Source organism: Bacteroides sp. HF-162 (assembly GCF_015679285.1).
Taxonomy (GTDB): domain Bacteria; phylum Bacteroidota; class Bacteroidia; order Bacteroidales; family Bacteroidaceae; genus Bacteroides; species Bacteroides uniformis.
In genome coordinates this window covers 3,783,603-3,810,121 of the sequence record NZ_CP064937.1, presented here as the reverse complement: position 1 = coordinate 3,810,121, position 26,519 = coordinate 3,783,603, and the positions used below count along the sequence as shown (strand labels likewise).

Sequence of the window (26,519 nt, the reverse complement as noted above, 5' to 3'; positions counted from 1 at the left end):
GTTGTTATTGGTAGATTGCTTTCTTGCCGGCAAGCAATGTATTCTTCATAAGGGAAACGATGGTCATCGGACCTACGCCTCCCGGTACGGGGGTAATGAATGAACATTTAGGAGCTACTTCATCGAATTTCACATCACCGGTCAACTTGAACCCGGATTTCTTGGAGGCATCGGGCACACGGGTAGTACCTACATCAATAACGACAGCACCTTCCTTGACCATTTCCGCCTTAACAAAGTTCGGTTGTCCCAACGCAGCAATGATGATGTCCGCTTCCTGGCATTCCTTTACCAGGTCTTTGCTGCGGCTGTGGCATACGGTTACTGTGGCGTCGCCGGGATAAGCTTTCTGCATCATCAGGGCAGCCATGGGTTTGCCGACAATGTTACTGCGTCCCAATACCACGCATTTCTTGCCTGAAGTTTCTATCTGATAGCGCTTCAGCAGTTCAAGGATACCGTTGGGGGTAGCGGATACATAGCAGGGAAGACCAATGGACATCCGTCCCACATTGATGGGATGGAAACCGTCCACATCCTTACGGTAGTCGATGGTTTCAATCACCTTTTGCTCAGAGATATGTTTGGGCAAGGGAAGCTGTACAATGAAACCGTCCACATCTGCATCCTCGTTCAATTCGCGTACTTTGGCAAGCAGTTCCTCTTCGGTAACGTCTGCCTCGTAACGGATAAGGGAGGACTTGAATCCGCAAACTTCGCATGCTTTTACTTTGGCGGCAACGTAGGTTTCGCTACCTCCATCGTGTCCTACAAGAATGGCGGCCAGATGCGGGCGTTTACCCCCACGAGCCACTATCTCGGCTACTTCTGCTGCAATCTCTTGCTTTACTTGCTCTGAAATTGCTTTTCCATCAATCAGTGTCATAGGCTATTATCTTATCTTTTTAATTTCGGCATCATCTTGCCCATCTTGCTGCCAGTGACCATCTTCATCATCTTGCGGGTCTGGTCAAACTGTTTCAGCAGGCGGTTTACTTCCTGAATATTCGTACCGCTACCTTTGGCAATGCGCTGGCGGCGTGAACCGTTCAGAATGGCCGGATTACTGCGTTCTTCCGGAGTCATGGAGTAAATAATGGCTTCAATGCTCTTGAAGGCATTGTCGTCAATGTCTATATCCTTGATGGCTTTGCCTACGCCCGGTATCATGGAGGCAAGTTCCTTCAAGTTACCCATTTTCTTGATTTGTGCAATCTGGCTCAGGAAGTCGTTGAAGTCGAACTGGTTCTTGGCAATCTTCTTTTGCAGGCGTTTGGCTTCTTCCTCGTCATATTGTTCCTGTGCACGTTCCACCAAAGATACGATGTCACCCATACCGAGGATACGGTCGGCCATACGTGAGGGATGGAATTGGTCTATGGCATCCAGCTTTTCACCGGTACCTACAAACTTGATGGGCTTGTTTACCACCGAACGGATAGAAAGGGCGGCACCACCGCGGGTATCACCATCCAGTTTGGTCAATACTACACCATTGAAGTCGAGCCGTTCGTTGAATTCTTTAGCGGTGTTCACTGCATCCTGACCGGTCATTGAATCCACTACGAACAGAATTTCGTCCGGATTGATGGCCTTCTTGATGGCGGCAATCTCGTTCATCATCTCCTCATCCACTGCCAAACGACCGGCTGTATCGACAATTACAAGGTCGTAGCCTTTGGCTTTGGCTTCTTGGATGGCATTTTGGGCAATGGCTACCGGATTCTTGCTGTCCGGTTCCGAGTACATAGGTACGCCAATCTGTTCAGCCAGTACGCGTAACTGCTCGATGGCAGCAGGACGGTATACGTCACAAGCCACCAATAACGGCTTTTTGTTCTTCTTGCTCTTCAGCATGCGGGCCAGCTTTCCGGAGAAAGTTGTCTTACCGGAGCCTTGCAAACCGGACATTAGGATAATGGCAGGCTTGGAGTCGAGGTTTATTTCAGAAGTCTCGCCGCCCATGAGCTGGGTCAGTTCATCGTGCACGATTTTTACCATCAGCTGGCTGGGCTTAACGGCTGTCAGCACGTTTTGTCCCAAGGCTTTTTCCTTAACGGTATCGGTGAAGTTTTTGGCTACCTTATAGTTCACGTCGGCATCCAAAAGTGCCTTACGTACGTCTTTCAGGGTTTCCGCAACATTAATTTCGGTGATTTTACCCTCACCTTTCAAAATTTTAAACGACCTTTCAAGTCTCTCGCTTAAATTATCGAACATAGTATCTAATTACAATTACTAAATTACAAATTACTCTTATTGAGGCGCAAAAGTACAAAAAATCCCTTTAACTGCCTTCTTTTGAAGCAGAATATTATTGAAGACTTGCAGTGGATGGGCGAAAAGAATGGAAGTGCCGGTCAGGGCACTGATGATTATCTATATTATTTTGTTTTTTGAGGGCTTTTTACTTATTTTCTATGTATGAAAAAACGGATATAAAAAAGCTTCCACCTACGTTTATGGACGTAAATGGAAGCTTTTGTACAATATCTGTATGCAGTTGTTGTTAACTGTTCATGCTCATCAGGAATTCGTCGTTGTCTTTGGTCTTCTCCAGACGGTCTTTTACGAAGTCCATGGCTTCTATCGGATTCATGTCGGCAAGGTACTTGCGGAGAATCCACATGCGGTCCAGTGTCTGCTTGTCTTGTAGCAGGTCGTCGCGGCGGGTGCTGGAGGCAACGATGTTGACAGCCGGGAAGATACGCTTGTTGGACAAGTTGCGGTCGAGCTGCAACTCCATATTACCCGTACCCTTGAATTCTTCGAAGATAACCTCGTCCATCTTCGAGCCGGTGTCAATCAAGGCAGTGGCAAGGATGGTCAGTGAACCACCGCCCTCGATGTTACGTGCTGCACCGAAGAAGCGTTTGGGCTTATGCAATGCGTTGGCATCCACACCACCGGAAAGCACTTTGCCGGAAGCCGGGGATACGGTGTTGTAGGCACGTGCCAGGCGGGTGATGGAGTCGAGGAAGATGACAACATCGTGTCCGCATTCCACCATGCGTTTTGCTTTTTCAAGGACGATGCCGGCAATCTTCACGTGGCGTTCTGCCGGTTCGTCGAAGGTAGAGGCGATTACTTCCGCATTGACGGTGCGAGCCATGTCGGTAACTTCCTCCGGGCGTTCGTCGATGAGTAGCATAATCATGTAGACTTCCGGATGATTGGCGGCAATGGCGTTGGCAATGTCTTTCATCAAGATGGTCTTACCGGTTTTGGGTTGTGCTACAATCAAGGCACGCTGACCTTTGCCGATGGGGGCAAACAAGTCTACGACACGGGCCGACATAGAGTCGGAGTATCCGCCTTTGCAAAGCTTGAACTTCTCGTCCGGGAAGAGGGGGGTGAGGTGCTCGAACGGTACGCGGTCGCGTACGAAAGCCGGGTCACGTCCGTTTATTTTGGATACTTTTACCAGCGGGAAGTACTTTTCGCCTTCTTTCGGGGGACGGATTACGCCTTCTACCACATCACCGGTTTTCAGGCCGAACAATTTGATTTGTGATTGTGATACGTAAATATCGTCCGGTGAGGACAAATAGTTGTAATCGGAGGAACGGAGGAAGCCGTAGCCATCCTGCATGATTTCCAGTACACCGGTTCCGGTGAGGATGTCGTCGAATTCGTACGCCTTCTCGCGTTCTATTACGGGTTTGCGTTCTGGAGCGGCGGGATAGTTCTCTCCGTTGTTATAGGGTTGTGCAGGACGCTGCTGCGCGGGGCGCTGTTGGTTATAGCCACCGTTGCGGTTGTTATTGTTGTTGTTATTGTATGGGTTGTTGTTGTCGCGGGCGCGGAGGCGCGGGCGCTGTGGCTGTTGCGGTTCGGCTGGGGCAGCGGCAGGAGTGGGAGTGGCGGGAGTTTCCGCTTTGGTCGCTTCGAATTTACCGATAAGTTCGGATGGCAACTCTATCTTTTCCGTAGGGAGGTCTTCAATGGGAATGAAGTCATCTGCCGCCTCGGCCAGGATAGGGCTTTCGTCTGGTACGATATTTTTTTCAGCTTTGGCTTCTGCCTGAGGTTCTGTTTTCGGAGCTTTAGCCTCGAAGTTCAGTTCCGGTTCGGCAACCTTCGGGGTTTCTGTTGCTTGGGGTGCGGCAGCCTCTTCCTTTACCTTGCGGGGACGTCCCGGTTTGCGTTTTGGGGGGGCGGCTTCTTTGGCTGGCGCCGGCGTTGCAGCTTCTATGGTCGGTTCTTGGGGTGCTTCCACAGTTTTGGGTTGTTCTTTCGCAGCCGGTATTTCCTCAGTTTTGGCTTTGGTGAGGTCTCCGTTTTTATTGGCTGAGAACACTTTGTCGGCACCTTCCTTTTTTACGGTCTTTACAGTGACGCGCGAGCGTTTTTGTTTTTCCCCTTTGCGCTCTTCCTTCAGCTTGTCGGCGGCAACTTTCTTGGTAGCGCCTGCGATAGCTTGTTCGTCAAGTATCTTGTAAACAAGTTCTTCTTTTTTGAGTGAGTCTGTTTTTTTTATACCCAGTTCTTGGGCAATAGTTTGTAGTTCCGACAAATTTTTGTCGTTCAGTTGAATGATGTTATACATACAGTATATATGTGAATGGTTTAAAATTTACTTTTATTGAAAGGCATAAGTGCACAATTGCAGTTGTTGTAGGAAGCAACTTGGGCAAGTTTACCTTGTGATATATGATTTATATGGGATATTTATTATTGAACCGGAAATCTGATAAACAATTCTCGCCACAGCAAGAAGTCACAGAATGTTTCAACGGTGCAAAGGTAATAAATATTTTTGGTTTCATAAACAAATCATCTTTTTTTTAAATTTAAAACTTTATCTTTGCTGTATTAACAACAACATGAAGGATTGGTTTATGAATATAGATGAAGTGCAGTTGATAACTTTTTCACCTACTTGTACCTCTAAACAAGTGGGAGAGGCAATTGTTCACGGAACGGGAATTTCGTCTGTCTCCAAAGTGGACCTCACCTTGGAAGCGGCGGGTAAAAGGGAGGTGCCTTCCCATGCTTTGGCGGTCATCACGGTGCCCGTATATGGCGGTCATGTGGCTCCTTTGGCATTGGAGCGAATGAAGGAGCTTCGTGCTGACGGTGCACCTGCCGTGGTTGTGGTGGTTTACGGCAACCGGGCCTATGAGAAGGCTTTGGTGGAATTGGATGCTTTTGTCACGAAGTTGGGTTTCAAGGTAATTGCAGGCGCTACGTTTGTAGGCGAGCACTCTTATAGCAGTGAGAAATACCCGGTAGCGGCCGGACGTCCGGATGCGGACGATTTGGAGTATGCAAAGCTTTTTGGTGAAAAGATACGTGCTAAAATTGCGGCAGCCGAAGATATGGAGAAACTGTATGGAGTGGATGTGGCCCGTATCCAGCGCCCGCGCCAGCCTTTCTTCCCGTTGCTACGCTTTTTGCGCAGAGTCGTCAAGTTGCGTAAGAGTGGGGTGCCTATGCCCCGCACTCCGGAAGTGGATGCGGAACGTTGTACGCATTGCGGATATTGCGTGAAGCATTGTCCTGCAGGAGCCATTATAAAAGGAGACGAGTGTAACACGGTTGCAGAGAAATGCATCAAGTGTTGTGCTTGTGTGAAAGGCTGTCCGCAGAAGGCGCGCACGTATGACACGCCGTTTGCCGTATTGCTTTCCGATTGCTTCAAGAAACAGAAGGAGGACAGAATCATTCTGTGATGGCTACTGGCTGGTGGTTGATACAACCAGCACTTTCCGGGTTTTTTCGTCTATTCTGAAACGGTTGTCCGCCCGTTCTCCCACCAGCCAGATGATGTCATCTCCGCAGCAAAGTACCCATTGCCGTTCTTTGTGCAGAAGGGAGAACTTGCGGTCGGTCAGGTAGTCGCTTACCTTCTTCCGTCCTTTCATGCCGAAGGGCACGAAACTGTCTCCCTGCTTGCAAAGGCGCAGCGAGAGGGGATGCTTGAGTTTGTCGGCATCAAAGCAGGCGGTGGCTTTGTCGCGTGGAATAATGAAATCCGGTGTATAGGGATGCTCTTTTATTTCCAGTAGCGGCTTTACGGCTTCTTGTACGGGTTCTATCAACAACGAGCCGCGGTCTTTGATGACACGCCAGCCGGGGGTAGTAAAGACTTTGCCGGGCTGTCCGTCCAATGTCCGGCAGATGTCCCTTACTTGTGCGGCGTTGAATCCAAGCGGATGCAAGATCTCAAATAAGACCGTTTCCGATGCCGCTTCTTGCTTCAGGGCGTTGATACTTATGCCTTCCGATGTCTTGACCCGCAGTTTGGCTTCTTCTATACCTATATTATATATAGAGGCCGCATCGTCCAGATGCTCTGCCGTTTTGAGGATGCTTTCCTTGACGGAGGGGTTTATCTCCTGCATCATGGGAAGCAGGTTCAAGCGTATTTTGTTGCGGGTATATTCGTCCTGCAGATTGGTGCTGTCTGTCACGTAGGCTTGCCCGATACTTTCCAGATAATCGGTGATTTCCTTTCTGTCCAGGCAGAGCAAGGGACGGACTATATGTCCGTTTCGGGGGCGTATGCCCCGCAATCCGTTGATGCCGGTACCGCGAATCAGATTGAGCAGCAATGTCTCCACACTGTCATCCTGATGGTGGGCGACGGCAATGACGGTTGCACTGCATGCTTCCCTTGTTTTTTCAAACCACGCGTAGCGCAATTCCCTTGCAGCCATTTCGATGGAGATATGCCGTTCCTTTGCTTCCCGCTCTGTGTTGAAATGGACGGTGTGCAGCGTCACCCGGTGCTCCAGGCAGAGCTGGCGTACAAAGTGCTCGTCGCGGTCGGATTCCGCTCCGCGCAGATGGAAGTTGCAATGGGCGGCTTCGCATGTGTATCCCAGGCTGAGGAGCAGGCGCAGCAACGCCACGGAGTCCGCCCCGCCACTCAGTGCCACAAGTATCTTGTCGTCCGGCGAGAAGAGTTTGTGGCGTTCGATGTATTGTACTACCTTCTGCATATTCAACTTATTCGACTATAGAGTAGTGCAAAGATAGTGCAAACGATTTTTATTGCCACATCTGCAAGTATCTATTTTCAGAATCTTTATCGGCTAAGGTCGTATTTGCTAAAAGCTAATCTTACCACAGCTGTGTTTTATGCATACCACATCTTTGTTCTTTTCTTACCACAACTGTGGTAAGAAAAGAACAAAGATGTGGTGATGTTACGATTTAGTATCTCTGGAAATAGTGTTCTGCCTTTTGGGCATTGTTGTTTAGTATCTTTTGGGGGAATTAAATGATGGTTCAATCTTTTCTCTTTCGCTTATCACGGCTCTTTCATTTATAGGAGTTAAGGGGGGTAAAACCTTTAAAGAAAAGAACTGCGTCTGCTTATTTAAAAACATTCTAAATTATTTGTGCCTTGCGGACATAAGTATTATCTTTGCCCCCAAAATAGAAAAGAAAGGCAGAAAGACTATGCGTTTGTCCGAATTGAATACCGGTGAAAAAGGTGTAATCGTAAAAGTGCTGGGACACGGTGGTTTCCGCAAACGGATTGTGGAAATGGGATTTATTAAAGGTAAAACAGTGGAGGTCTTGCTGAATGCTCCGTTACGTGACCCTATCAAATACAAAGTAATGGGATATGAGATTTCTCTTCGTCGGCAGGAGGCTGAGATGATAGAGATTATCAGTGAGCAGGAAGCCAAGGAGCAGGCTGTGCAGCCCGATTACCACGAGGGGCTGGGCGAAAACATGCATTTGGGCGAAGATGAGCTGAAGCAACTGGCCCTCGGCAAACGCCGCACCATAAATGTGGCTTTGGTGGGAAATCCCAACTGTGGTAAAACTTCTCTTTTCAACATCGCTTCTGGTTCGCACGAGCATGTGGGCAATTACAGTGGCGTTACGGTAGATGCCAAGGAGGGGTATTTTGACTTCCAGGGCTACCATTTCCGTATTGTCGACCTTCCCGGAACCTATTCCCTCTCGGCCTACTCCCCTGAAGAAATCTATGTCCGTCGGCACATCATTAATGAAACGCCGGATATCATTATCAATGTTGTGGACTCTTCCAATCTGGAACGCAATCTTTATCTCACCACCCAGCTGATTGACATGAACGTGCGCATGGTGATTGCACTGAACATGTACGATGAGCTGGAAGCCAGTGGAAATACGCTGGATTATGTAAAGCTCAGCCAGTTGTTCGGAGTCCCGATGTTGCCTACGGTCAGCCGTAGCGGGAAGGGCATCGAACAGCTGTTTCATGTGATTATCAATATTTACGAAGGGTGCGATTTCCTCGACCATAAAGGAAGGATACGCAGCGAGATATTGAATGACCTTCGCAGCTGGCATCAGGAGTATGTTCCCGACCATGATTTCGGCAGCCATAAAGAAGAGGTGGAACAGCCGCGCGGCTTTTTCCGCCATATCCACATCAATCACGGTCCAGAGTTGGAGCGTAGCATTGAGGAGGTGAAGCGCGTCATCAGCGTCAATGAGAACATCCGTCACAAATATTCCACGCGTTTCCTTGCCATCAAGCTGCTGGAGAACGACGGAGACTTGAAAAAGATTGTGGAGGAGCTGCCCAACGGAAAGGAAATTCTTGCCGTCTGCGACCGGGAAGAGGCACGGATTGCCGAGGTGATGAACGAGGAGAGCGAGCAGGCCATCACCGACGCCAAGTATGGTTTTATAGCCGGTGCCCTGCGCGAGACCTATGTGGACAATCATCAGGATACGTCGCGGACCACTCAAATCATAGACTCAATCGTTACCCACCGCGTATGGGGCTATCCCATTTTCTTCCTTTTCCTTTATCTGATGTTCGAAGGCACCTTTGTGCTGGGCGACTATCCTATGCAGGGGATTGAGTGGCTGGTAGGCGAATTGGGCGACCTGATACGCAACAACATGTCCGAAGGACCGTTGAAGGACCTTCTGGTGGATGGCATTGTCGGTGGTGTGGGAGGTGTCATTGTATTCCTGCCGAATATTCTGTTGCTCTATTTCTTCATCTCCTTGATGGAGGACTCGGGCTATATGGCGCGTGCCGCTTTCATTATGGATAAGATTATGCATAAAATGGGGCTGCATGGAAAGTCCTTCATTCCGCTGATTATGGGCTTTGGCTGCAATGTTCCCGCTATCATGGCTTCGCGCACCATCGAGAACCGCAAGAGTCGTCTGGTGACGATGCTCATCAACCCGCTGATGTCGTGCAGCGCCCGTCTGCCCATCTATTTATTGCTGGTAGGCGCCTTCTTCCCGAACAATGCGAGCTTTGTGCTGTTGGTAATCTATGCCATCGGTATTCTGTTGGCAGTGCTCATGGCACGCATTTTCTGCCGCTTCCTGGTGAAAGGGGACGATACACCGTTCGTCATGGAGCTGCCGCCTTATCGTATGCCGACGTCCAAGGCCATCTTCCGCCATACGTGGGAGAAGGGAGCGCAGTATCTCCGCAAGATGGGAGGTATCATTATGGTGGCATCCATCGTTATCTGGGCATTGGGATATTATCCCAACCACGATGAATATGAAAGTGTGACGGAACAGCAGGAAAATTCCTACATCGGTCGGATTGGTAAAGCCATGGAACCGGTCATCGAACCGTTAGGATTCGACTGGAAACTGGGTATTGGCATCCTTTCCGGCGTGGGCGCCAAGGAACTGGTGGTAAGCACGCTCGGAGTGCTTTATGCCGACGATGCCGAGGTAGATGCCGTAAGCTTGAGCGAACGCATTCCAATAACGCCCCTGGTGGCTTTCGGCTACATGGTGTTTGTGCTGATTTATTTTCCGTGCATCGCCACGTTGGCAGCCATTAAAGGGGAGTCGGGCAGTTGGAAGTGGGCCGTGTTTGCGGGGCTTTATACTACTGCGCTGGCCTGGCTGATGTCTTTTGCAATTTATCAGATAGGAGGTCTGTTTTTATGATGAATAGTTGGCAGGAGTGGGTAGTAGCCTTATTGTTGTTGCTCTGCGCTGTGCGGATTGGCATGAGTATTTATTCTTTTTTTCATCGGGTCAAAGAAAATGGTAATCCGTGTGATAGCTGTGCAAGTGGCTGTGAACTAAAGAATTTGTATGATAAGAAGCGTGCGGAGTGCAGTGGAGTGACGAAAAAAAAGAAGAAAAGTTGTTGCGGATAGTTGGTAGTTTCAAAAAAAGTGCTACCTTTGCATCCGCAAACAAGAAATAAAGAGTTCTTGTAAGAACCGGTACCTTGGATGAGTGGCTTAGTCAGCGGTCTGCAAAACCGTGTACGGCAGTTCGAATCTGCCAGGTACCTCGAAGAATAAAACTCCGAAACTGCTTTTTAAAAGTGTTTCGGAGTTTTTTGTTATAGGGAATTGTTTGCCCATTCTATAAAATATCATTCGCTGAATAGTTACAGCTTACTTATTAAAGATTGAATAAAATGAAAAAAGTAGGATTTCTGATTTTCTGTCTGTTTGCTATGTGCAGCATGGCAGGCAAGGCACAGGATGTAGTGGCGGACAGTACCGGCTACATCGTTAAGGTAGGGGAGATGGCTCCTGATTTTACAGTGAAGCTGACGGATGGGAAAAGCATTACCCTTTCGGAACTTCGTGGGAAGGTGGTCATGTTGCAGTTTACCGCAAGCTGGTGTGGAGTGTGCCGTAAGGAGATGCCTTTCATTGAGAAGGATATTTGGCTGAAGCATAAGTCGAATCCGGATTTTATGCTGATTGGCATTGACCGTGACGAGCCGTTGGAGAAAGTGATTGCTTTTGGTAAGTCAACCGGAGTGACCTATCCTTTGGGTCTGGACCCGGGAGCGGATATATTTGCGAAGTATGCGCTCCGCAAGGCAGGCATCACACGCAATGTCCTAATTGATAAGGAAGGGCGTATTGTGAAGCTGACACGTTTGTATAACCCTGAAGAATTTGCTTCTCTGGTGAAGGAGATTGACGGGATGCTTTCTGAATAGCAGGCATAGGCAAGATATAAAAAAACGAAGTGCCCCCTAAAAGTTTTTGTCTAACCTTTAGGGGGCACTTCATTTTATGCTTGTCGGGATAGTTTGGCAAGATAGTCATAATGTGTACCCTCTTTCACCAGTTCTGCAGTAAAGCCGTTTTCGGCAGCATAAAGGCTCAGGGTTTGGAAGTCGATGTAGAGCCAGTCAAAGGAGTCGCCTTTGACATTCTTGTATTGCATCTGGAAGTCTACCTCTCCGTAGTAATCGCCGGCAAGGTCGATAACAATACTGCCATCTTCCTCTTCGAACAGATAGCTCAGGTCGCTGGAATCCATTAAAACGCAGCCTCCAGGCCGGAGCAGCAGCTTCATCTTCCGGAAAAAATCAGGCAGATTCTCCAACTTTCCGATAATGCCGGAACCGTTCATCAGCATCAGGATAGTGTCGTATTCATCGGCAAACTGTTCATTGAAGAGATTGGTTTGTGACACGCTACGCACACCTCGCTGCTTCATCACCTCCACGGAAAGCGGGGAAATGTCGATGGCATGGACCTCTTTTCCGGCTTCTTGCAGGGCAAGGCTATGGCAACCGCTGCCGGCACCCACATCCAGAATCCTTCCGGTTGCCATTTGCAGAGCAGTACGCTCCAGCAAGGGCATTTGCTTTTCTGTGCGGAATAGCTCTTCGACGGGAATTTCGTCCTCATCGAATTGTGAAGAGAACACGCGTAGGCGGTCGGCTTTATGTCGTTTGAAGTAATCGGCTATGGCTGCGCCCATCGGGTCCTTGTCGGCAGGCAATAAGGCTGTATTTATCATTTCTTATGTCTGTTAGCGCGTTTGCGGCGGATTTCTGCTTTCATTTTGGCTGAGGCGGAACCGTGTTGCCCGGTAATGTAGGTTTTCTTCTTGGCTTTGGTCTTTATCTTGTTTTCTTCTTTAGGTTTGTCCTTTTTGCCTTTGAAGACAATACCACCCATCATCGCTTCTTCTATACTCATATATTTCGTTGTTTTAATAAAGTAGAATATCATTTCTCCGGCAATACCTCAATCCAATAGTCATCCGGGTCATTGATAAAGTACAGTCCCATTGCTGTGTTTTCGAAACATACCCATCCGTTTTCCTTATGGTATTGGCGTATGGCGTCGTAATCACCAGATACGCGGAAGCAGAGGTGACTCTCGTTCTCTCCTAATTCGTAGGCTTGTGGGTGCTCCTTCAAGCAGGTCAGTTCCAGCAGGAAGCCGGTACTGCCGTCGGTCAGATAGACCAGAGTGAAAGAGCCGTCGGACGACTCTTTCCTATGATGTTCTTTCAGCCCCAGTGCCTTTTCGTAAAATGCGATGCTACGTTCCAAGTTGGTGACATTGATATTAAAATGGTCGAATTTACTTTTTATTTCCATTTGTTTATTTCTGATTTGATTATTTACAATTTATAGTCTGCGTGTGCGGTCATTTGACCATTGCTTTCAGAATTTCGCCTACATACGTGCGTGGCATACCTTCCATCGTTGCCGGTGAGGGCAGCTTCTTACATTCCAGAATGACCGTAGGCTCTGTCTGTCCCGTAGGATAGAAACGGATGGTATAGCTTTCTGCTTTTTCCATTTGTTCATACGGCTGGTCGGGCGACAGTATGCTGAATACAACTGGTTTGCCGTTGACTTTGCCCAAAGAACCTCCGGAGTTTGCTGTCATCATGGTCATGTTGAAAGGCTCTTGGCCGATGACGATAACCAATTTGCCTGCTCCGGTCTGGATGGCATCGGCTGACAATTGCTCGGGGGCTATGGTCGTATATTCTTGTTGCTGGCTCTTTTGGGCAGGAACCAGTGCGGCAGGTTTCTTGACTTGGGGCACTTCGATGACTTGGGCATCTTTCACGACGCCTTCGGATGCCTTTTCAGTAGCCTGGGCGGGTTCCACGGTAACTTGTTTCTTCGGGGTGATTACTGTCGGACCGGAATTGACGACAGCCTTCACTTCTTTCTTTTCTTCCTTCTTTTCTTCTACCGGAGTTTTGGCAGTGGTGGCGCTCAATGCTTCTGCTGCTCCCAGGCAAAGGTCATCAACGAAGTCTACGGTTTTTCTGCGCCACTTGGCAAGTCCGCGTACCAGTTTGGTCTTCGCCTTGTTCAAGGCATACTTGTCTACAATCCACTCTTCGGCGGTATATTTTTCTTTTCCTTCGCGATAGTTAAACCGTATCTTCTCTACTTCGAGCACGCTCTTTTCGGGTTGGCAGGTCACAGTCAGCTGGTAAAGGATTTTGGTACGGTCTAATGACAGAGCCGTAGAACTGAATACAATCCATTCATCCCCGATACCTACAATCTGTCCTTTCTCTTTGTCTGAGAATACTACACGGCTGTTATTTTCATTCTCTTTCAGACGGGCATCCATCCAGCCGAGCAGACGTTCGTAGATTTCATCCTGAGACATGCCGGGGATGCTGAATTCTTTGGTGAATACCACTTTACCGTCCACCTCGGGAACGGCACCGGCCAGATATTTACTGTCGTCCCTATCCTGCGCCTGCAGCATGGCCGGCAGACACAGGCAAAACAGTGTAAAAAGAAGTTGTGTCAAATTTTTCATAATAGTATGTGTTTTAATTATTAATTTACGAGTTACGGGCTACAAGTTGGGGAGTTCGAAACTTTCACCACGGTGTGCGATGCTTAGGAAATGGCATCCCTTGCTCTCGGCAAACTGCCGGAAGGCGTTGCCTCCCTGATAATCTTCGCTGAAGTGCATCGGTACAAATATAGTGATTTTTATTCGTTCCACGAATTGTTCTGCTCCACGCATATAATCTTTTCCGATACGGCTGTCCACCGGAAACATGGCTACATCTATGGCAGGTGCAGTTTGCTGCAGCTCTCTCACTTCGGCCAGAAAGTCACCTTCGGCTTTGCGTATTTCCTGCGGAGTAGATTCCTCGCTCCAGTGCCAGTTGTTCAGGTCACCGGCATGGAACAGCCGCTTGCCTTGCAGGTCTATCAGGAAGGAGATACCCACATCGGTGGAACCGAAGGCTTGGATACGGATATGTTCGTCTTCGTAGGTGTCGCCCTTATTGATATAGATGGCATCTTCCGCTGAGGCGCGGCGGTGCTTTAGGATGTCTTTGGAGAATATGTAGCGGATGTCGGGCCGCAGTTTTTTCCATGAAAGAACTTCGCGATTGAAGTGGTCGGGATGGAAATGCGAGCATAGTACGTAGAGTACGCCCGGCTTTTCCAAGAGATAGTCGTGCACGATACCTTTATTGAAAACCTCTTCCGAGGAATCTTTATAGTAATCGATAATGACCGTCACTCCGTCCGCTTCAATCGCGAAGCCGCTATGGTAGATGTAATCAAGTTTCATTTACGGATTGAATTATAGCGCAATATTACAAAAAACGCTACACAAACTTCCGGTTTAAGCTGTTATTTTATGCAAAAGCACGCTACATCGGTACTTCTATGAAGAGAATGTGAGAGTCTTTCAGTGTTTCCAGCTCAAAACTGCCGGTTTCGTACACTCCCATTCCGTCACGACGTGAGAGCACTGTGCCGTCCACTTTGACTTCACCCTCCATTACGAAGATGTAGACACCGGAATGCGATTGGTGCATGTGGTAGTCAATCTTCTTTCCAACTTCTATTTCACCGATAGAGAACCAGGTCTGTTGTAGCAATCTGGCAGGAGCATCGCCGTCAGGGGATACTATTAGCGCCATTTCATTTTTGCGCAGAAGTGGACGTACGTCGAAGTCCTGGTATGCGGGTGGTGTGTTCAGCTTTTCGGGCATCACCCAGATTTGCAGGAATTCTACCGCTTCAGTGTCACTGCCGTTCATTTCGCTGTGGTAGATGCCGGTGCCGGCACTCATGGTTTGTATATCTCCCGGAGTGATGACGCGGCTGTTCTGATGACTGTCCCCATGTTTCAGTTTCCCTTTCAAGGGAATGGAGATGATTTCCATATTTTTATGAGGATGTGTGCCAAAGCCCTTTCCCGGAGCCACACGGTCGTCGTTCAGTACACGCAAGGCGCCGAAATTCATCCGGCGGGGATTGTAATACTCGTCAAAACTGAAGGTGTGGTGGCTGTCAAGCCAATCATATAGGGAATGACCTCTGCTATCTGATTTGTCTATAACTTTTTTCATAATTTATTCCTTTTCCTAAAATGGTTTATATACTAGTAACGCTTTGGAAAGTTATAAAGTTTTAAAACCGATGTCTAATAATTTGTAAATGAGTGGGAACTATGCTTTGACCTCATTTTCCAGTGGCTTATGGTTCATAAAATCTTTGATGTTCTGTAACGTTGTCGAAGCAATGTTTTCCAGTGCCTCGCGTGTGAAAAAGGCCTGGTGCGAAGTGACGATGACATTATTGAAGGACAGTAGCCGCGCCAGGGTATCGTCATCGATGATTTTGTCCGATTGGTCTTCATAGAAATATTCGCTTTCCTCTTCGTACACATCCAGGCCGGCAGAGCCGATTTTCTTGTTTTTCAGTCCTTCAATCAGGGCGTTGGTATGGATGAGTTGTCCACGTCCGGTATTGATAATCATTACTCCGTCCTTCATTTTACTGATGGAATAGTTGTTGATGAGATATTTGGTCTGCTCAGTCAGCGGGCAGTGCAGGGAGATGATATCCGAATTGTGATAAAGCTCATCCAGGCTGGTATATACCACTTGGTGTTCACGGGCAAAATTATAGTCGGGATAGAGGTCGTAGGCAAGGATATTCATGCCGAATCCGCGCAGGATACATATCAGTTTTTTGGCAATTTTTCCCGTACCGATGATGCCTGCTGTCTTTCCGTACATGTCGAAGCCCAGAAGTCCGTGCAGCGAGAAGTTTCCGTCCCGTGTCCGCCAGGTGGCGCGTGGGATTTTACGGTTGAGGGATAACATTAGGGCAACGGTATACTCTGCCACGGCATAAGGGGAATAGGCGGGGACGCGCACTACGTTAATGCCACAGTCGGCAGCCGCTTTCAAATCTACATTGTTGTAGCCGGCGCAGCGCAACGCCAATAATTTCACACCATTGTCCGCCATCAGACGGATAACTTCGGCATCGGCCGTGTCGTTCACGAAGATACAGACTGCATCTACGCCTTGGGTTAAAATAACGTTGTGCTTGTTGAGATGCCCTTTATAGTAGCGGAGCTCAAAACTATATTCCTTGTTCTTTTCATTGAAAGACGCTTCATCATAAGGTTTGCTGCCAAAAAATGCAATAGTGTATGCCATGGGATTTGTTGTTTTTTAAATGTTACATAATAATAGAGAGATAACAAGTGGAAAGTTGATATGGTTCAGTGGCCGGAAGGATTCATAAAATGATAATTATTTCCATTTGTTTCATCAGAAACTATTTGGTATTTCAATTAAAGTATTATATTAGGATAACTTTATGCACAAAATTCTTTTTCATGTGCAATATTGTTGTACCTTTGCGCCCGAAAACAATTAAAAAAGATTTAGATGAGAAAATTTTCGTTGATTAGCATTGCGATGCTAATCGTTTCAATTCCAACTTTTGCGGGTGGTATCCTGACAAATACAAATCAGCATGTATCTTTTCTTAGAATGTTAGCGCGTGGTGCTTCCATTGATATTGACGGTGTCTATTCTAATCCGGCCGGTTTGGCCTTCTTGCCGGAAGATGGTCTCTATTTGTCTTTGAATGGACAAAGTGCTTATCAGACCCGTAACATAAAGGCGACATTTCCCTTGTTTATTGAAGATGGGAATACACGTTATTATAAAGGAAAAGCTTCTGCTCCTTTCATTCCTAGTTTTCAAGGTGCATATAAAAAAGGAGACTGGACTATTTCCGGTAGCTTTGCTGTTGTAGGTGGTGGTGGTAAGGCATCGTTTGATGATGGTTTGGGTATGTTCGATTCAATGGTGATGGGACAAGTCCATACTATTTCGGGTGGTCAAATCACTCCCAATATGTATTCTATCAATAGTGCAATGGATGGAAGCCAGTTTATTTATGGTGTGCAATTGGGGTTGTCGTATCAAGTTAATGATTGGTTAGGTGTGTTTGCCGGTGGACGTATGAATTATTTTACCGGTGGGTATGAAGGATTTCTGACTGCAACCGCACACAGTAATATTCCTACTTATGGTGGCATGGAATTGGTTGGTATCGATTTAGACTGCGACCAGACCGGCTGGGGATTGACCCCTATCTTGGGAGCTGATGTGAAGTTGGGCAAATGGAATATTGGGTTGAAGTACGAGTTTATGACAAGTCTTAATCTCGAAAATAAAACCAAAAAAGCTGAAGTACGTGCGATGGGAACTGCTATGGGAGATGAAGGGAATCCTTTGGCTGACTATAAGGATGGTGTGAATACTCCGAGTGATATCCCTGCATTATTGACTGCAGCTGTTGGTTATGAATTCCTTCCTACGCTTCGTGCAACGCTGGAATATCACCATTTTTTTGATAAAGCGGCAGGGATGGCCAATGATAAGCAGAAAGCGTTGAAGCATGGCACACATGAAATTTTGATTGGTGCAGAATGGGATATAGCTAAACAGCTGACCATCAGTGGTGGTTATCAGCGTACAGATTATGGCTTGGCTGATGATTTTCAGAGTGATATAAGTTTTTCATGTGACTCTTATTCACTGGGGTTTGGTGCTGCCATCAAAATGACAAAGCATTTGACTATGAATATAGCCTATTTTTGGACAAACTATGATGATTATACAAAGAAGATAAGTGAAACCACCAAGAATGTTTATAGCCGTACTAATAAAGTGTTTGGTCTTGGTGTTGACTATAAGTTCTGATTTCACAATCCTACCTTTATATATTAAGAAGCCGTCTCAAATGTCGATTTGAGGCGGCTTCTCTTTTTATATTGGATTAGAAAGAATACTGTACAAGCAGGTTCATACGGTTGGCATGGTTGGTGGAATTGTCGAAGTTGGTGCGCCAGCCACGCAGATATTCAGCGCCTACCTGCATGTTCGGGGTTACGTTCCAGAATACGTTGGCTACGAAATACTGTCCGTAGCGATAGGTACTTGGCAGGTCGTTGGGATAACCGTCTTCAGAATAAAGGCGGGACATGCTGTAAGTGCTTGAGAGGAATATCTTCGGAGATATGTTATATTGCAGACCTGCATACCAGCCTAGCATGGGCAATGCCTGCATTTTGCCTTCCTTTTCGGGATTGGGGACAATATCGACGTTCAGATTGCTGATGTCGTTCAGGTATTGCCCGATACCTTTACCATAGTTGACTTGCCCGAATGCCTGCCATTTTTTACCGAGATTGAAGGTCGTTGAGGCTTGTATACCGTATCCGGTGACACTGGATGCCTTATCCCTTTCTACATTGGTATATGTCATGCTGCGGATGATACCTCCTACACGCAGATGACTGCTGCTGTTCCAGCTGTATTGTGCCGAAGCCGTGAAGTCCGGCATGCGTTGCTGGGCAATCTCGAATTGGCTGCTTGTTGTGCCGTCAACGGCAGGCGCCTCGATGGAAGCTTGGAAACGAAAGTCTTTCAGCCCTTTATAAGTATATGACAATTGTGTGGCGCGGTAGAATGTGGCACCGTTGGGACCTTGAAAGTCAATGGTGGAAGGGAGGGCGCCTAAGTCCATGAAACCGCCATAATTGTATCCTATTGTTATATTGCGGAATGAAAGATAGGCATTGCGCAGTTGGAATGTCTTGTCTCCACCACGGAAATTTCCAGCAGTATAGACTGTGAAGTCACCCAATAGCCGGGTGTGTCCGACCAATTTCAGAAAGATAGTAGCCGTACTGGCATCCATCTGAAATTGATTTTTGATTTTACTACTGCTTGGAATGTTGGCAGGAACAAAGTCGATGTCATTCACAATACCTCCAAAATCATACTCGCCGGTGGCACGGACATACCCTCCGATACCCAGGGCGAATTTGCCTTGTTTGTCCATCAATAAGAAGCGGGGAGCTTTCGGGTCATGGATGTAAGGCAATTGTGACTCATTCATGATGCGGATAATCTCGTCGCCCGCTTTGTCGATGGTAACTATGACAATGCCGTTTGGAGCTTCGTCATCGATAATCTCTTTTTTTTGTGCATGGATAGTGGACAAGGGAAGTCCGGTTACGCACAACAGAAACATTGCTTTTAAGATTGTTTTCATTTAAGTTAGGTTTTGATGAATGTGCTTTCAACAACTTAAATGAAAAAAGGTTTTGTAGTCTTGGAGGAAGAAAGGAGGTTATTCCGTCAGTATTCTTGCCTTGAATGAAGATCGTATGCAAAATTACCCTTACCCTAATTTCCGGAATAACCTCCTGAGGATGTGTGTTAAGTTACTTATTTTTTCATGACGGCATTCCATAGCGCTTTGCGTAGGGTTCCCATGGTGTCGTCACCTTCATAATCCCAGAACATCATGCCTTTCATGCCGTTTTTTAATATCCATTCACCTTTGGCGGCAATACTGCGGGGATTGTCGTAGCCACAGTAGAAACTGCCGTTTTTGGTGACATAGGGGACATTGCCTTCGGCATCCCAATTATCGATGACATAGCCGTCGTCTTTGCTCAAGTTGAGAATATCCCGATAATTGATACTGCCGCCGGAATTGAAATCTGCCCTTCCATAGAATGGAATCCCCAATACTAATTTGTTGGCAGCTACACCTGCATTCAGGTATTCGTCTACGGAACGCTGGCAGTCCCAGTAATTACTAGGCTTGTTCAATGCTGATTGATGCTGGGGGGCACCAACCAGATCATAGGCCATGATATTGACGAAATCTACATACGGGTCTACAGCCTTTACATCAATATATTTGTAGCCTTCGCCTTGGGGACGCTTGTCCATGCAATAACCTGCATAGGTCAATAGGGTGGACTGCCCCAACTCTGCACGCAAGTCTTTCATCAATAGGGTGAAGTTCTCCACATCTACCAACTCGTCATAGGCATTGCTGCTGAAAGTCATACCGGGAAATTCCCAGTCAATGTCAATACCGTCTATGCCCTCACTCAGAACAAAGGCTCTGCAGTCTTGTGCGAATTGCTTGCGCATTTCCGGACTCTTCGCCAGGGCGGAGAAGCCTCCGTCCTGGGAATTGTCAGAATTGGAAACGCTATTGGTAAAAGAGAGTAATATCTTCACATGTGGATACTGGCTCTTTATTTTCTTTACCTTATCAAAACGGGATTTATCACCTTGCAGGCCAAACTTTTCATAAATTCCGTTTTTAACATATAATTCTGCAAAAGCGTAGTTTATGTGGGTCAGGTATTTGGCATCGGGTATGGATGTGCCATAATAAGTGACGTAGCCCAATGCAACCCGGCCTGCAACCTGCTCGGCCATTTCGGTCTCGTTGTCTTCATTTCCCGGAGCTGGCAGTCCGGGAATGTAGTCGTCATTGTGACATGCGGCTACTAGAAAGACAGTAGCTATTATAAATAGCAGTTTCTTTTTCATAGAGAGTGCATATTATTCAGAATCGGTTCCTGCTTCAGTCTTGAAGTAAGCATACCAGCCGCTGTCGTCCCAATCCACACCACCGCTATACTTGCCTGGATGATAGATTGTGATATAGTTCTCATCCAGTGTCAGCAGCCAGAATTTGTTGCTGCCTACGCTTTGTCCGTTGTCGTCATAATTCCCTCCGATGGTGGGGATGCTCGTTATCAGTTCACCCAGTACTCCGTCTTCCGGTTTTTCGTGTGTGAAGGAGAAAGTACCTTCTGCCTTTAGGTTTCCGCTGGCATCATAGGTTTTCATCTTGTTTCCGTCGAATTCGAATACCATGGACTGGTCTCCGGCTTCGGCGGCAGTGACATTGGCCCACCAGGCAAAATTTGATTCGGGAGTATAGCCTGCACTGGTATATTTCCAGCCTCCATGAGCCCCCATATTGCAGACGGACCCCCAGCTGACTTCACGGAACTTCCAGGTTTTCTTGGCAGATTTGTCACTCTTGTCGGTTGCACCGGTGAAGTAAGTGGACCAATCGTCGAATACATTGGTCACAGTCACTACAACCGGCTCTGTCTTGATAATTTGATTGGCGGAAATACCCATATAGTAGATGGAATAGTCTGCATTGGATTCCATGATGACCGTAGCGTTGTCCGTGACCAGTGTCTTACTTTGTTTACTTCCTTCGTCCCCCCATTCTATGTGCCATGAACCGCCAATGTCCGGGCGGGAGTTTTTCAGGGCGATATACTGGTCGCCTTCCACTACTCCGTCTTGGTTGGGGAAGGGTTGGGTAATGGATATGGCAGCTTGTAATGCCTCTTTGGTAATGGGCGTACCGGCATCAGTCACATATTTGTCTCGCAAGTCTTCGTCTTCGATAGGATCGCATGCAGTAACGATGAAGGCTGAAGCAAGCATTGCTATCAATATTTTTGTTACTTTCATATTGTCTTTATTTATAGGTTAATACTCTTACATATTGTTCCAATCCGAGAACTGGGCAGATGCATCCCAGCCTGGATTCTGCTCAAGGACTCCATTGGAGATGTCGATTTCGTCTTGCGGAATGGGCCAGTAGCCTTGGGTTGCTTGTAGGCGTTTCTTATAGTCGAATTTTACCATCGGTACCACCGTAGCGGCATTTATTATATTGAACCCGGTCTGTTTGTTGAGTATGTCACCGGCTTCCTCAAGTGAAGGACCCGACCAGCGAAGGATATCCCACCAGCGGATGGACTCGAATGCAAGTTCCCAGCGGCGTTCCTGCTTGATGGCTTCCAGGGAGTAGGCCACCGGAGCCAAGTGGGAGCGGGCACGTACCTTGTTCAGACCCGTAGCGTCTTGTTTCAGCTCGGACTGCATGAGCAGAACGTCGGCAAAACGGATATGAATCAAGTCGGCAATTTGGAGTAGCTGTTGGGATGTCTGCGAAGATATTCCGGGGAACATCTGCTTGCCGAAAGGTTCGATTTTGCCTTCATTGTAGGAATTGATATTGATGTATTTTTTCTGGAAATAGCCGGTTTGTTCATAGTAACGATAGGATACGGTATATTCCGGTTCACCCTCGTCCATGGTGCAGTCCATCAGCACATTGCCGGCAACATTCGGATCAAGTGCTTTGTACGACCATATGGAACCGGTCAGACGGGGATCCTCCTTGTAACCGTCCGTATAGGTCTGCTTGGCGGCCCAGTCTTTCCATTCGTTGACCATGGCCGGAGATACTGGGCCAGCTCCCCAACCGGTGCCGAAGGGGTAGCTGTCTTTGTTGGAATAGTTGTCGGCAGACGGTGAATAGAATTGGGCGCAAGTGTTGGAGAACCAAGTATAGGTCCAGTCGGATTTCAGGTTATGCTTGTTGGCGAACAAAGTTTCGTCGGAACTGTTTCCTTCCCATTTCAGGTTATGGTTGATGACGTATTGGTAACGGAACCCTTCGGTATTGTCTTCGGTAGCATCGTTGGTATAGGCCCAAATGTTGCGTTGGTCGGACACCAGTTTATGACCGGAGTTGTTAACACAGTCATATATCCAAGAGATGACCTCCTCTTTGGTAGTTCCGTTGGGAAGCTCGTTTTTTTCGTAGCGTCCGGTATAGAAAAGGAATACACGTGCCATCATGGCTTCGGCGGCATATTTTGTAGCGTGTCCGGTCATGTCTGAGCCTTTCGGATAAATCTTTGCGGGCATCATTTCGATAGCGTTTTTCAAGTCTGCTGCAATCTGGGCGTAGATTTCGTCTACGGATGCACGCGGCAGGTTGGTACTTTCCAGTGTGGTGCGTAAAGGAACTCCGCCAAAAACTTGTGCCAGTTCATAATAAGCCATGGCACGCAGGAAGTAGGACTCACCGAAAAGCCGGTTGCGTTCGCTCTCGCTGGACCATGATTTCACGTTCTCCATTGTGTTGATGGCATTGTTGGCACGGTTGATAAGGGTGTAGCAACGGTCCCAGATGCCGGCAAATGTATTCAGATTGCCACTGTACATAAGGAAGTTGGTGGCACAGTTGTTGGAGTAGGAGAGGTTGCCTCCCAGACAGTCGTCACCTGCCAACTGGGCAATGTAATACTGGGAAGAGGTTTCAGGACTTTCAAACAACAGATGGGCGTATATGGCCGTCACCATCTCTTGGGCATCCTTTTCTGTCTCCGGGAAGTTGGCGGTTGTCTTTTCGGTCAGAAGTTCCGAATCGAGGAAGTTTTCGCATCCTGAAAGAAGAATCAGTATTGCTGATGCTATGAATAATATCTTTTTCATAATTTCTTCGGTTAATTAGAATTTTACATTTAAGCCTATCATATAGGTACGTGCACTGGGGTAGTAGCCCAGGTCGATGCCTGATGCCCAACCATAATCGTCGCCACCGTAACCGATTTCCGGGTCCATACCGGAATAGCCGGTGAAGGTAAAGAGGTTCTGTGCGGTCAGATACAGGCGCAGCTGTTGTACCGGTAACTTTTTGAATGCTTTCTTGAAGTCGAATCCCACAGTGATGTTCTTTATCTTGAGATAGTCTCCATCTTCGATATAAATGTCTGATACTCTGTTCCAGTTGGAGCTGGAAGCGCTGGACAGTCTCGGGAACTTGTCGGACGTACCTTCGCCGTGCCAGCGTTGGAATATCTCTGCTGTATAGTTATTCAAGGGTGAGGAGGAGAAGTCACGATAACACTTCAGAATCTGCTGGCCGAATGCGCCGTAAGTAGTGATTGAGAAGTCAATGGCCTTCCAGCTGGCATTCAGGGAAAGTCCCATTGTCAGGTCGGGATTCGGGTTACCTATCATAGTACGGTCATTGGCATCGAGCGTACCGCTATTGTCGGTGTCTGCCCAGATTACGTCACCCGGCTGTGTCTTGTCGCCATTTAGTTTCGGACCTTTGTAGTTGTCTATCTGTTCCTGGTTCTGGAATATGCCGTTACTCTTGTAGCCGTAGAAGTAGCCGATGGGTTTGCCTACTTCAGCACGGAAGCACTCTTCGGCTCCTTCCCACAGAACGCTGCCGCTACCGTGGATGATTCCGTCTTTGTTGGCAATCTTGGTCACTTCATTCTTGTTGTGAGTCAGGGTCAGGTTGGCTCCATATTGGAAATCCTTTCCGATGTTGTCGTTCCAGTGGAGTCCTACTTCAATACCCGTGTTCTTTACATTGCCGCCATTGACGGACACTGCATTGGCACCGAAGGAAGAGAGTACCGGAGCCGTAACCAGCCAGTCTCTGGTATTTTTGTTATACCAGTCGAATTCAAAGCCCAGGCGGTTGTTCAAGAAGCGTGCATCGATACCGAAATTCAACTGCTCCTGTGTTTCCCAGGTAAGGTCCGGGTTGGTCAGTCGGTAGGCGTATGAACCGGTACTGATGAGGTCCATGGAGTCACCGAAAGGATAACCGCCATATCCATTGTTGGAAGTTATCAGTGAAAGATATTGGAAAGTAGATACATTACAGTTACCATTTTGCCCCCAGGAAGCGCGTAGCTTTAAGAAGTCCAGCCATTTGATTCCTGACATGAAGGACTCGTTGCTGATAACCCATCCGGCGGATACTGAAGGGAAGTATCCCCAGCGGTGTCCGCGGGCAAAAGTGGAGGAACCGTCCGCACGCATGATGACAGAAGCCATGTATTTCTCCTGGTAGTTGTAGTTGACGCGTCCGAAGAAGGAAGCGATGGAACCTTCCCCGTTAGGCTTGCCAGTCAAGGAGGACACACTGTTGGCGGTCAATGGAACATTGGATAAATAAGCGTGCTTGAAGTCATAGAAGTTTGAGCCTATGGCTGAACCGCTCATTTCTTCTCCTATACCCCATTTTTCCATACTCTGACCTACCAGGATGTCGATGTTGTGGTCATCGATATTGAAGATGTAGTTGGCTGTATTGTCCCATGACCAACGGTTATACATAGACATGGATTGGGTAACCTTGTCTTCTGCGTTGTTGAGTGACGCACTCAGATAATCGAATCTCGGCAAATAGGAACGATAACTGGAGGCTCCCATGATGTAGCCGAACTGGCTCTTGATACGCAGGTTCTTGATGGGTTGCAGTTCTGCATAGAAGCTGCTCTGCATGTAATGGGACTTGCTTAGGTTCTGGTTCATATAGTAGTCCAGATAAGCTATCGGGTTTTTATTGGCTCCGTTGGAGATATCCCATTTGTAGTTGTCTTTTTCCTGGTCTGCGTAGAGGTAGTAGCCTCCGTCTGAATTGTAAGGGTGCATCAACGGGCTCATGATGAGCATATTGTGCACTCCGTTCCAATAAATGCCGCCGGTTCCGAATGAACCTTGCGTTTGCGAATATTTGTAGTTGATGGTTTCGCCCACTTTCAGGAAGTCAAGATTGCCTTTTTTCATGACTACGTGGTCCGAGTTGACGCGGAAGTTGTAGCGGTTCATTTCAGGAAATTCGCCGGGAACTCCCATGGTGGCTTCTTGGTTGGTGTATGAAATACCTATGGCATATCTGGAACGGTCTGTTCCTCCGGTGATGTTGACTGCGTGGTTCTGTACCAATGCATCTTCATTCAGCACTTCCTTCAGCCAGTTTGTCCCTTTCCATGTTCCGTTCTGTATGGCCTGCAAATCCCTTTCCGGAATATAGGTCGCCCAGTTGTACGGACTCAATCCGTCCATTACACGGCCTTCATCCTGCATCATCATGTACTCTTGGGCATTGAGGATAGTAGGGATTTTGTAGAGGTTCTGCACGCCGACATAGCCGTCGTAACTGACTTCGGCAACACCGGTTTTACCTCGTTTGGTGGTAATCAGGATAACGCCGTTGGCGGCACGCGCACCATAGATGGCGGCGGAAGCGGCATCCTTCAAGACGTCCAAAGATTCAATGTCACTCGGGTTCAGCCCGTCGATGCTACCGTTGGCAACTCCATCTACCACATAAAGCGGGGAGAAGGTTCCGGTAGTACCGATACCGCGGATATTCACCTTAAAGCCCGAACCCAGGAAGCCGTTGTTTTGCGTGATGTTGACACCCGGTGACTGGCTCTGCAAAGCGCCCAGGGCATCCACAGTGTTCAGCTTGGCTATGTCTTCCCCTTTCACTTGTACAGTGGCGCCGGTGACAAGTTTCTTTTTCTGTACACCGTAACCGACAACAACTACTTCATCCAGTAGTTTGGAATCTTCTGTAAGGGTGATTTTCATGTTAGCATCTGCTTTGGCTTCCTGCGTCTTATAGCCGATGTAGGAAATGACCAGGGTGGCACCTCTTTTTACGTTTAGCGAGAATTTACCGTATAAGTCGGTAGTAACTCCATTGGTAGTACCTTTTTCCAAGATACTTGCTCCGATGATAGGCTCTCCATTCTGGTCGACAACAATACCGCGGGCTGTTTGTGCCTGCATCTGTTCTGTCACTCCGAATGAATTTTCCGAATAGGTCTCTATTGCCATGATTTTGCTGCTTCCTATAAATAGGGAGGCGATGGCAATTGCTGTGAGGATTTTGTTGTTCGATGTTCCTCGTTTACGATTTTCATTCATAATAGATGTTTTTTGTTTAAGCTAATGGATCTCAAAATAAATAGGTTGAATAGAAGATGACACTAATAGTGTTTTGGGGCTTTCGGGTAAATCATAGGCATTCATTGTTTTTCTAAGGTTAC

The 26,519-nt window shown here is 47.5% G+C and carries 21 protein-coding genes and 1 tRNA gene; 6 read left to right on the top strand and 16 right to left on the bottom strand.

Annotated elements, in window-relative coordinates; translation table 11 throughout:
* Nucleotides 1–4: 4 nt before the first annotated feature.
* From folD to rho, 3 genes are all read right to left on the bottom strand, one after another.
* Entirely contained in the window at nucleotides 5–886 is an 882-nt protein-coding gene (folD, locus tag ITJ87_RS16090) for a bifunctional methylenetetrahydrofolate dehydrogenase/methenyltetrahydrofolate cyclohydrolase FolD (protein WP_009038180.1), read from the bottom strand.
* An 11-nt stretch (nucleotides 887–897) separates the two neighbouring features.
* Complete coding sequence (gene ffh, locus ITJ87_RS16085) at nucleotides 898–2,220, bottom strand: signal recognition particle protein (RefSeq protein WP_117965352.1); 1,323 nt, start codon at nucleotides 2,218–2,220, stop codon at nucleotides 898–900.
* A 289-nt stretch (nucleotides 2,221–2,509) separates the two neighbouring features.
* Nucleotides 2,510–4,549 carry a transcription termination factor Rho gene (gene rho, locus ITJ87_RS16080; RefSeq protein ID WP_117965350.1) on the bottom strand — a complete coding sequence of 680 codons (2,040 nt, stop codon included), beginning with the start codon at nucleotides 4,547–4,549 and terminating at the stop codon, nucleotides 2,510–2,512.
* 292 nt (nucleotides 4,550–4,841) lie between these two features.
* Between rho and ITJ87_RS16075 the strand changes: the two genes are divergently transcribed.
* Complete coding sequence (locus ITJ87_RS16075) at nucleotides 4,842–5,675, top strand: 4Fe-4S binding protein (protein ID WP_165491348.1); 834 nt, start codon at nucleotides 4,842–4,844, stop codon at nucleotides 5,673–5,675.
* 3 nt (nucleotides 5,676–5,678) lie between these two features.
* Here the strand turns inward: ITJ87_RS16075 and tilS are convergent, their stop codons facing one another.
* Complete coding sequence (gene tilS, locus ITJ87_RS16070; RefSeq protein WP_117965348.1) at nucleotides 5,679–6,947, bottom strand: tRNA lysidine(34) synthetase TilS; 1,269 nt, start codon at nucleotides 6,945–6,947, stop codon at nucleotides 5,679–5,681.
* 463 nt (nucleotides 6,948–7,410) lie between these two features.
* Between tilS and feoB the strand changes: the two genes are divergently transcribed.
* The 4 genes from feoB to ITJ87_RS16055 all read left to right on the top strand — a co-directional run bounded on the left by feoB (nucleotide 7,411) and on the right by ITJ87_RS16055 (nucleotide 10,903).
* Nucleotides 7,411–9,882 carry a ferrous iron transport protein B gene (gene feoB / locus ITJ87_RS16065; protein ID WP_117965418.1) on the top strand — a complete coding sequence of 824 codons (2,472 nt, stop codon included), beginning with the start codon at nucleotides 7,411–7,413 and terminating at the stop codon, nucleotides 9,880–9,882.
* Nucleotides 9,882–10,097: a hypothetical protein gene (locus ITJ87_RS18815; RefSeq protein ID WP_370293441.1), complete on the top strand. Its 216-nt coding sequence runs from the start codon at nucleotides 9,882–9,884 to the stop codon at nucleotides 10,095–10,097. The genes feoB and ITJ87_RS18815 overlap by 1 nt, the downstream gene beginning before the upstream one ends.
* 68 nt (nucleotides 10,098–10,165) lie before the next feature.
* Nucleotides 10,166–10,237, top strand: a tRNA-Cys gene (locus tag ITJ87_RS16060).
* 129 nt (nucleotides 10,238–10,366) lie between these two features.
* The gene (locus ITJ87_RS16055; RefSeq protein ID WP_016274283.1) at nucleotides 10,367–10,903 is read left to right on the top strand and encodes a TlpA disulfide reductase family protein; all 537 of its coding nucleotides are present in this window, start codon (nucleotides 10,367–10,369) and stop codon (nucleotides 10,901–10,903) included.
* A gap of 74 nt (nucleotides 10,904–10,977) precedes the next feature.
* On the opposite strand, the gene ITJ87_RS16050 is transcribed toward ITJ87_RS16055, so the two are convergent.
* From ITJ87_RS16050 to ITJ87_RS16020, 7 genes are all read right to left on the bottom strand, one after another.
* On the bottom strand, nucleotides 10,978–11,715 hold the full coding sequence (locus ITJ87_RS16050) for a bifunctional 2-polyprenyl-6-hydroxyphenol methylase/3-demethylubiquinol 3-O-methyltransferase UbiG (RefSeq protein ID WP_117965346.1): 738 nt from the start codon (nucleotides 11,713–11,715) through the stop codon (nucleotides 10,978–10,980).
* On the bottom strand, nucleotides 11,712–11,897 hold the full coding sequence (locus ITJ87_RS16045; RefSeq protein WP_008664928.1) for a hypothetical protein: 186 nt from the start codon (nucleotides 11,895–11,897) through the stop codon (nucleotides 11,712–11,714). Before ITJ87_RS16045 ends, ITJ87_RS16050 begins: the two co-directional genes overlap by 4 nt.
* Before the next feature lie 29 nt (nucleotides 11,898–11,926).
* Nucleotides 11,927–12,304, bottom strand: coding sequence for a VOC family protein (locus ITJ87_RS16040; protein WP_025834860.1), 378 nt, complete (start codon nucleotides 12,302–12,304; stop codon nucleotides 11,927–11,929).
* Nucleotides 12,305–12,353: 49 nt separating this feature from the next.
* Nucleotides 12,354–13,499 (bottom strand): DUF4468 domain-containing protein, encoded by a 1,146-nt coding sequence (locus ITJ87_RS16035; RefSeq protein ID WP_117965344.1) that lies wholly within the window; start codon nucleotides 13,497–13,499, stop codon nucleotides 12,354–12,356.
* Nucleotides 13,500–13,538: 39 nt separating this feature from the next.
* The gene (locus tag ITJ87_RS16030) at nucleotides 13,539–14,273 is read right to left on the bottom strand and encodes an MBL fold metallo-hydrolase (protein ID WP_117965342.1); all 735 of its coding nucleotides are present in this window, start codon (nucleotides 14,271–14,273) and stop codon (nucleotides 13,539–13,541) included.
* Nucleotides 14,274–14,355: 82 nt separating this feature from the next.
* Complete coding sequence (locus ITJ87_RS16025; RefSeq protein WP_117965340.1) at nucleotides 14,356–15,060, bottom strand: pirin family protein; 705 nt, start codon at nucleotides 15,058–15,060, stop codon at nucleotides 14,356–14,358.
* A gap of 99 nt (nucleotides 15,061–15,159) precedes the next feature.
* On the bottom strand, nucleotides 15,160–16,161 hold the full coding sequence (locus ITJ87_RS16020; protein WP_117965338.1) for a 2-hydroxyacid dehydrogenase: 1,002 nt from the start codon (nucleotides 16,159–16,161) through the stop codon (nucleotides 15,160–15,162).
* A 234-nt stretch (nucleotides 16,162–16,395) separates the two neighbouring features.
* On the opposite strand from ITJ87_RS16020, the gene ITJ87_RS16015 reads away from it, so the two are divergent.
* A complete protein-coding gene (locus tag ITJ87_RS16015; RefSeq protein WP_016274288.1) occupies nucleotides 16,396–17,721 on the top strand; it encodes an OmpP1/FadL family transporter in 1,326 nt (441 codons plus the stop codon).
* Nucleotides 17,722–17,797: 76 nt separating this feature from the next.
* On the opposite strand, the gene ITJ87_RS16010 is transcribed toward ITJ87_RS16015, so the two are convergent.
* The 5 genes from ITJ87_RS16010 to ITJ87_RS15990 all read right to left on the bottom strand — a co-directional run bounded on the left by ITJ87_RS16010 (nucleotide 17,798) and on the right by ITJ87_RS15990 (nucleotide 26,397).
* Nucleotides 17,798–19,078 carry a hypothetical protein gene (locus tag ITJ87_RS16010; protein WP_117965336.1) on the bottom strand — a complete coding sequence of 427 codons (1,281 nt, stop codon included), beginning with the start codon at nucleotides 19,076–19,078 and terminating at the stop codon, nucleotides 17,798–17,800.
* A gap of 176 nt (nucleotides 19,079–19,254) precedes the next feature.
* Nucleotides 19,255–20,382, bottom strand: coding sequence for a glycosyl hydrolase family 18 protein (locus ITJ87_RS16005; protein WP_057097812.1), 1,128 nt, complete (start codon nucleotides 20,380–20,382; stop codon nucleotides 19,255–19,257).
* Between the two features lie 12 nt (nucleotides 20,383–20,394).
* A complete protein-coding gene (locus tag ITJ87_RS16000) occupies nucleotides 20,395–21,330 on the bottom strand; it encodes a hypothetical protein (protein WP_117965334.1) in 936 nt (311 codons plus the stop codon).
* Between the two features lie 27 nt (nucleotides 21,331–21,357).
* Nucleotides 21,358–23,148, bottom strand: coding sequence for a RagB/SusD family nutrient uptake outer membrane protein (locus ITJ87_RS15995; protein ID WP_117965332.1), 1,791 nt, complete (start codon nucleotides 23,146–23,148; stop codon nucleotides 21,358–21,360).
* A gap of 15 nt (nucleotides 23,149–23,163) precedes the next feature.
* Nucleotides 23,164–26,397, bottom strand: a complete 3,234-nt coding sequence (locus ITJ87_RS15990) for a TonB-dependent receptor (protein ID WP_117965330.1) — start codon at nucleotides 26,395–26,397, stop codon at nucleotides 23,164–23,166.
* Between the last annotated feature and the right edge of the window lie 122 nt (nucleotides 26,398–26,519).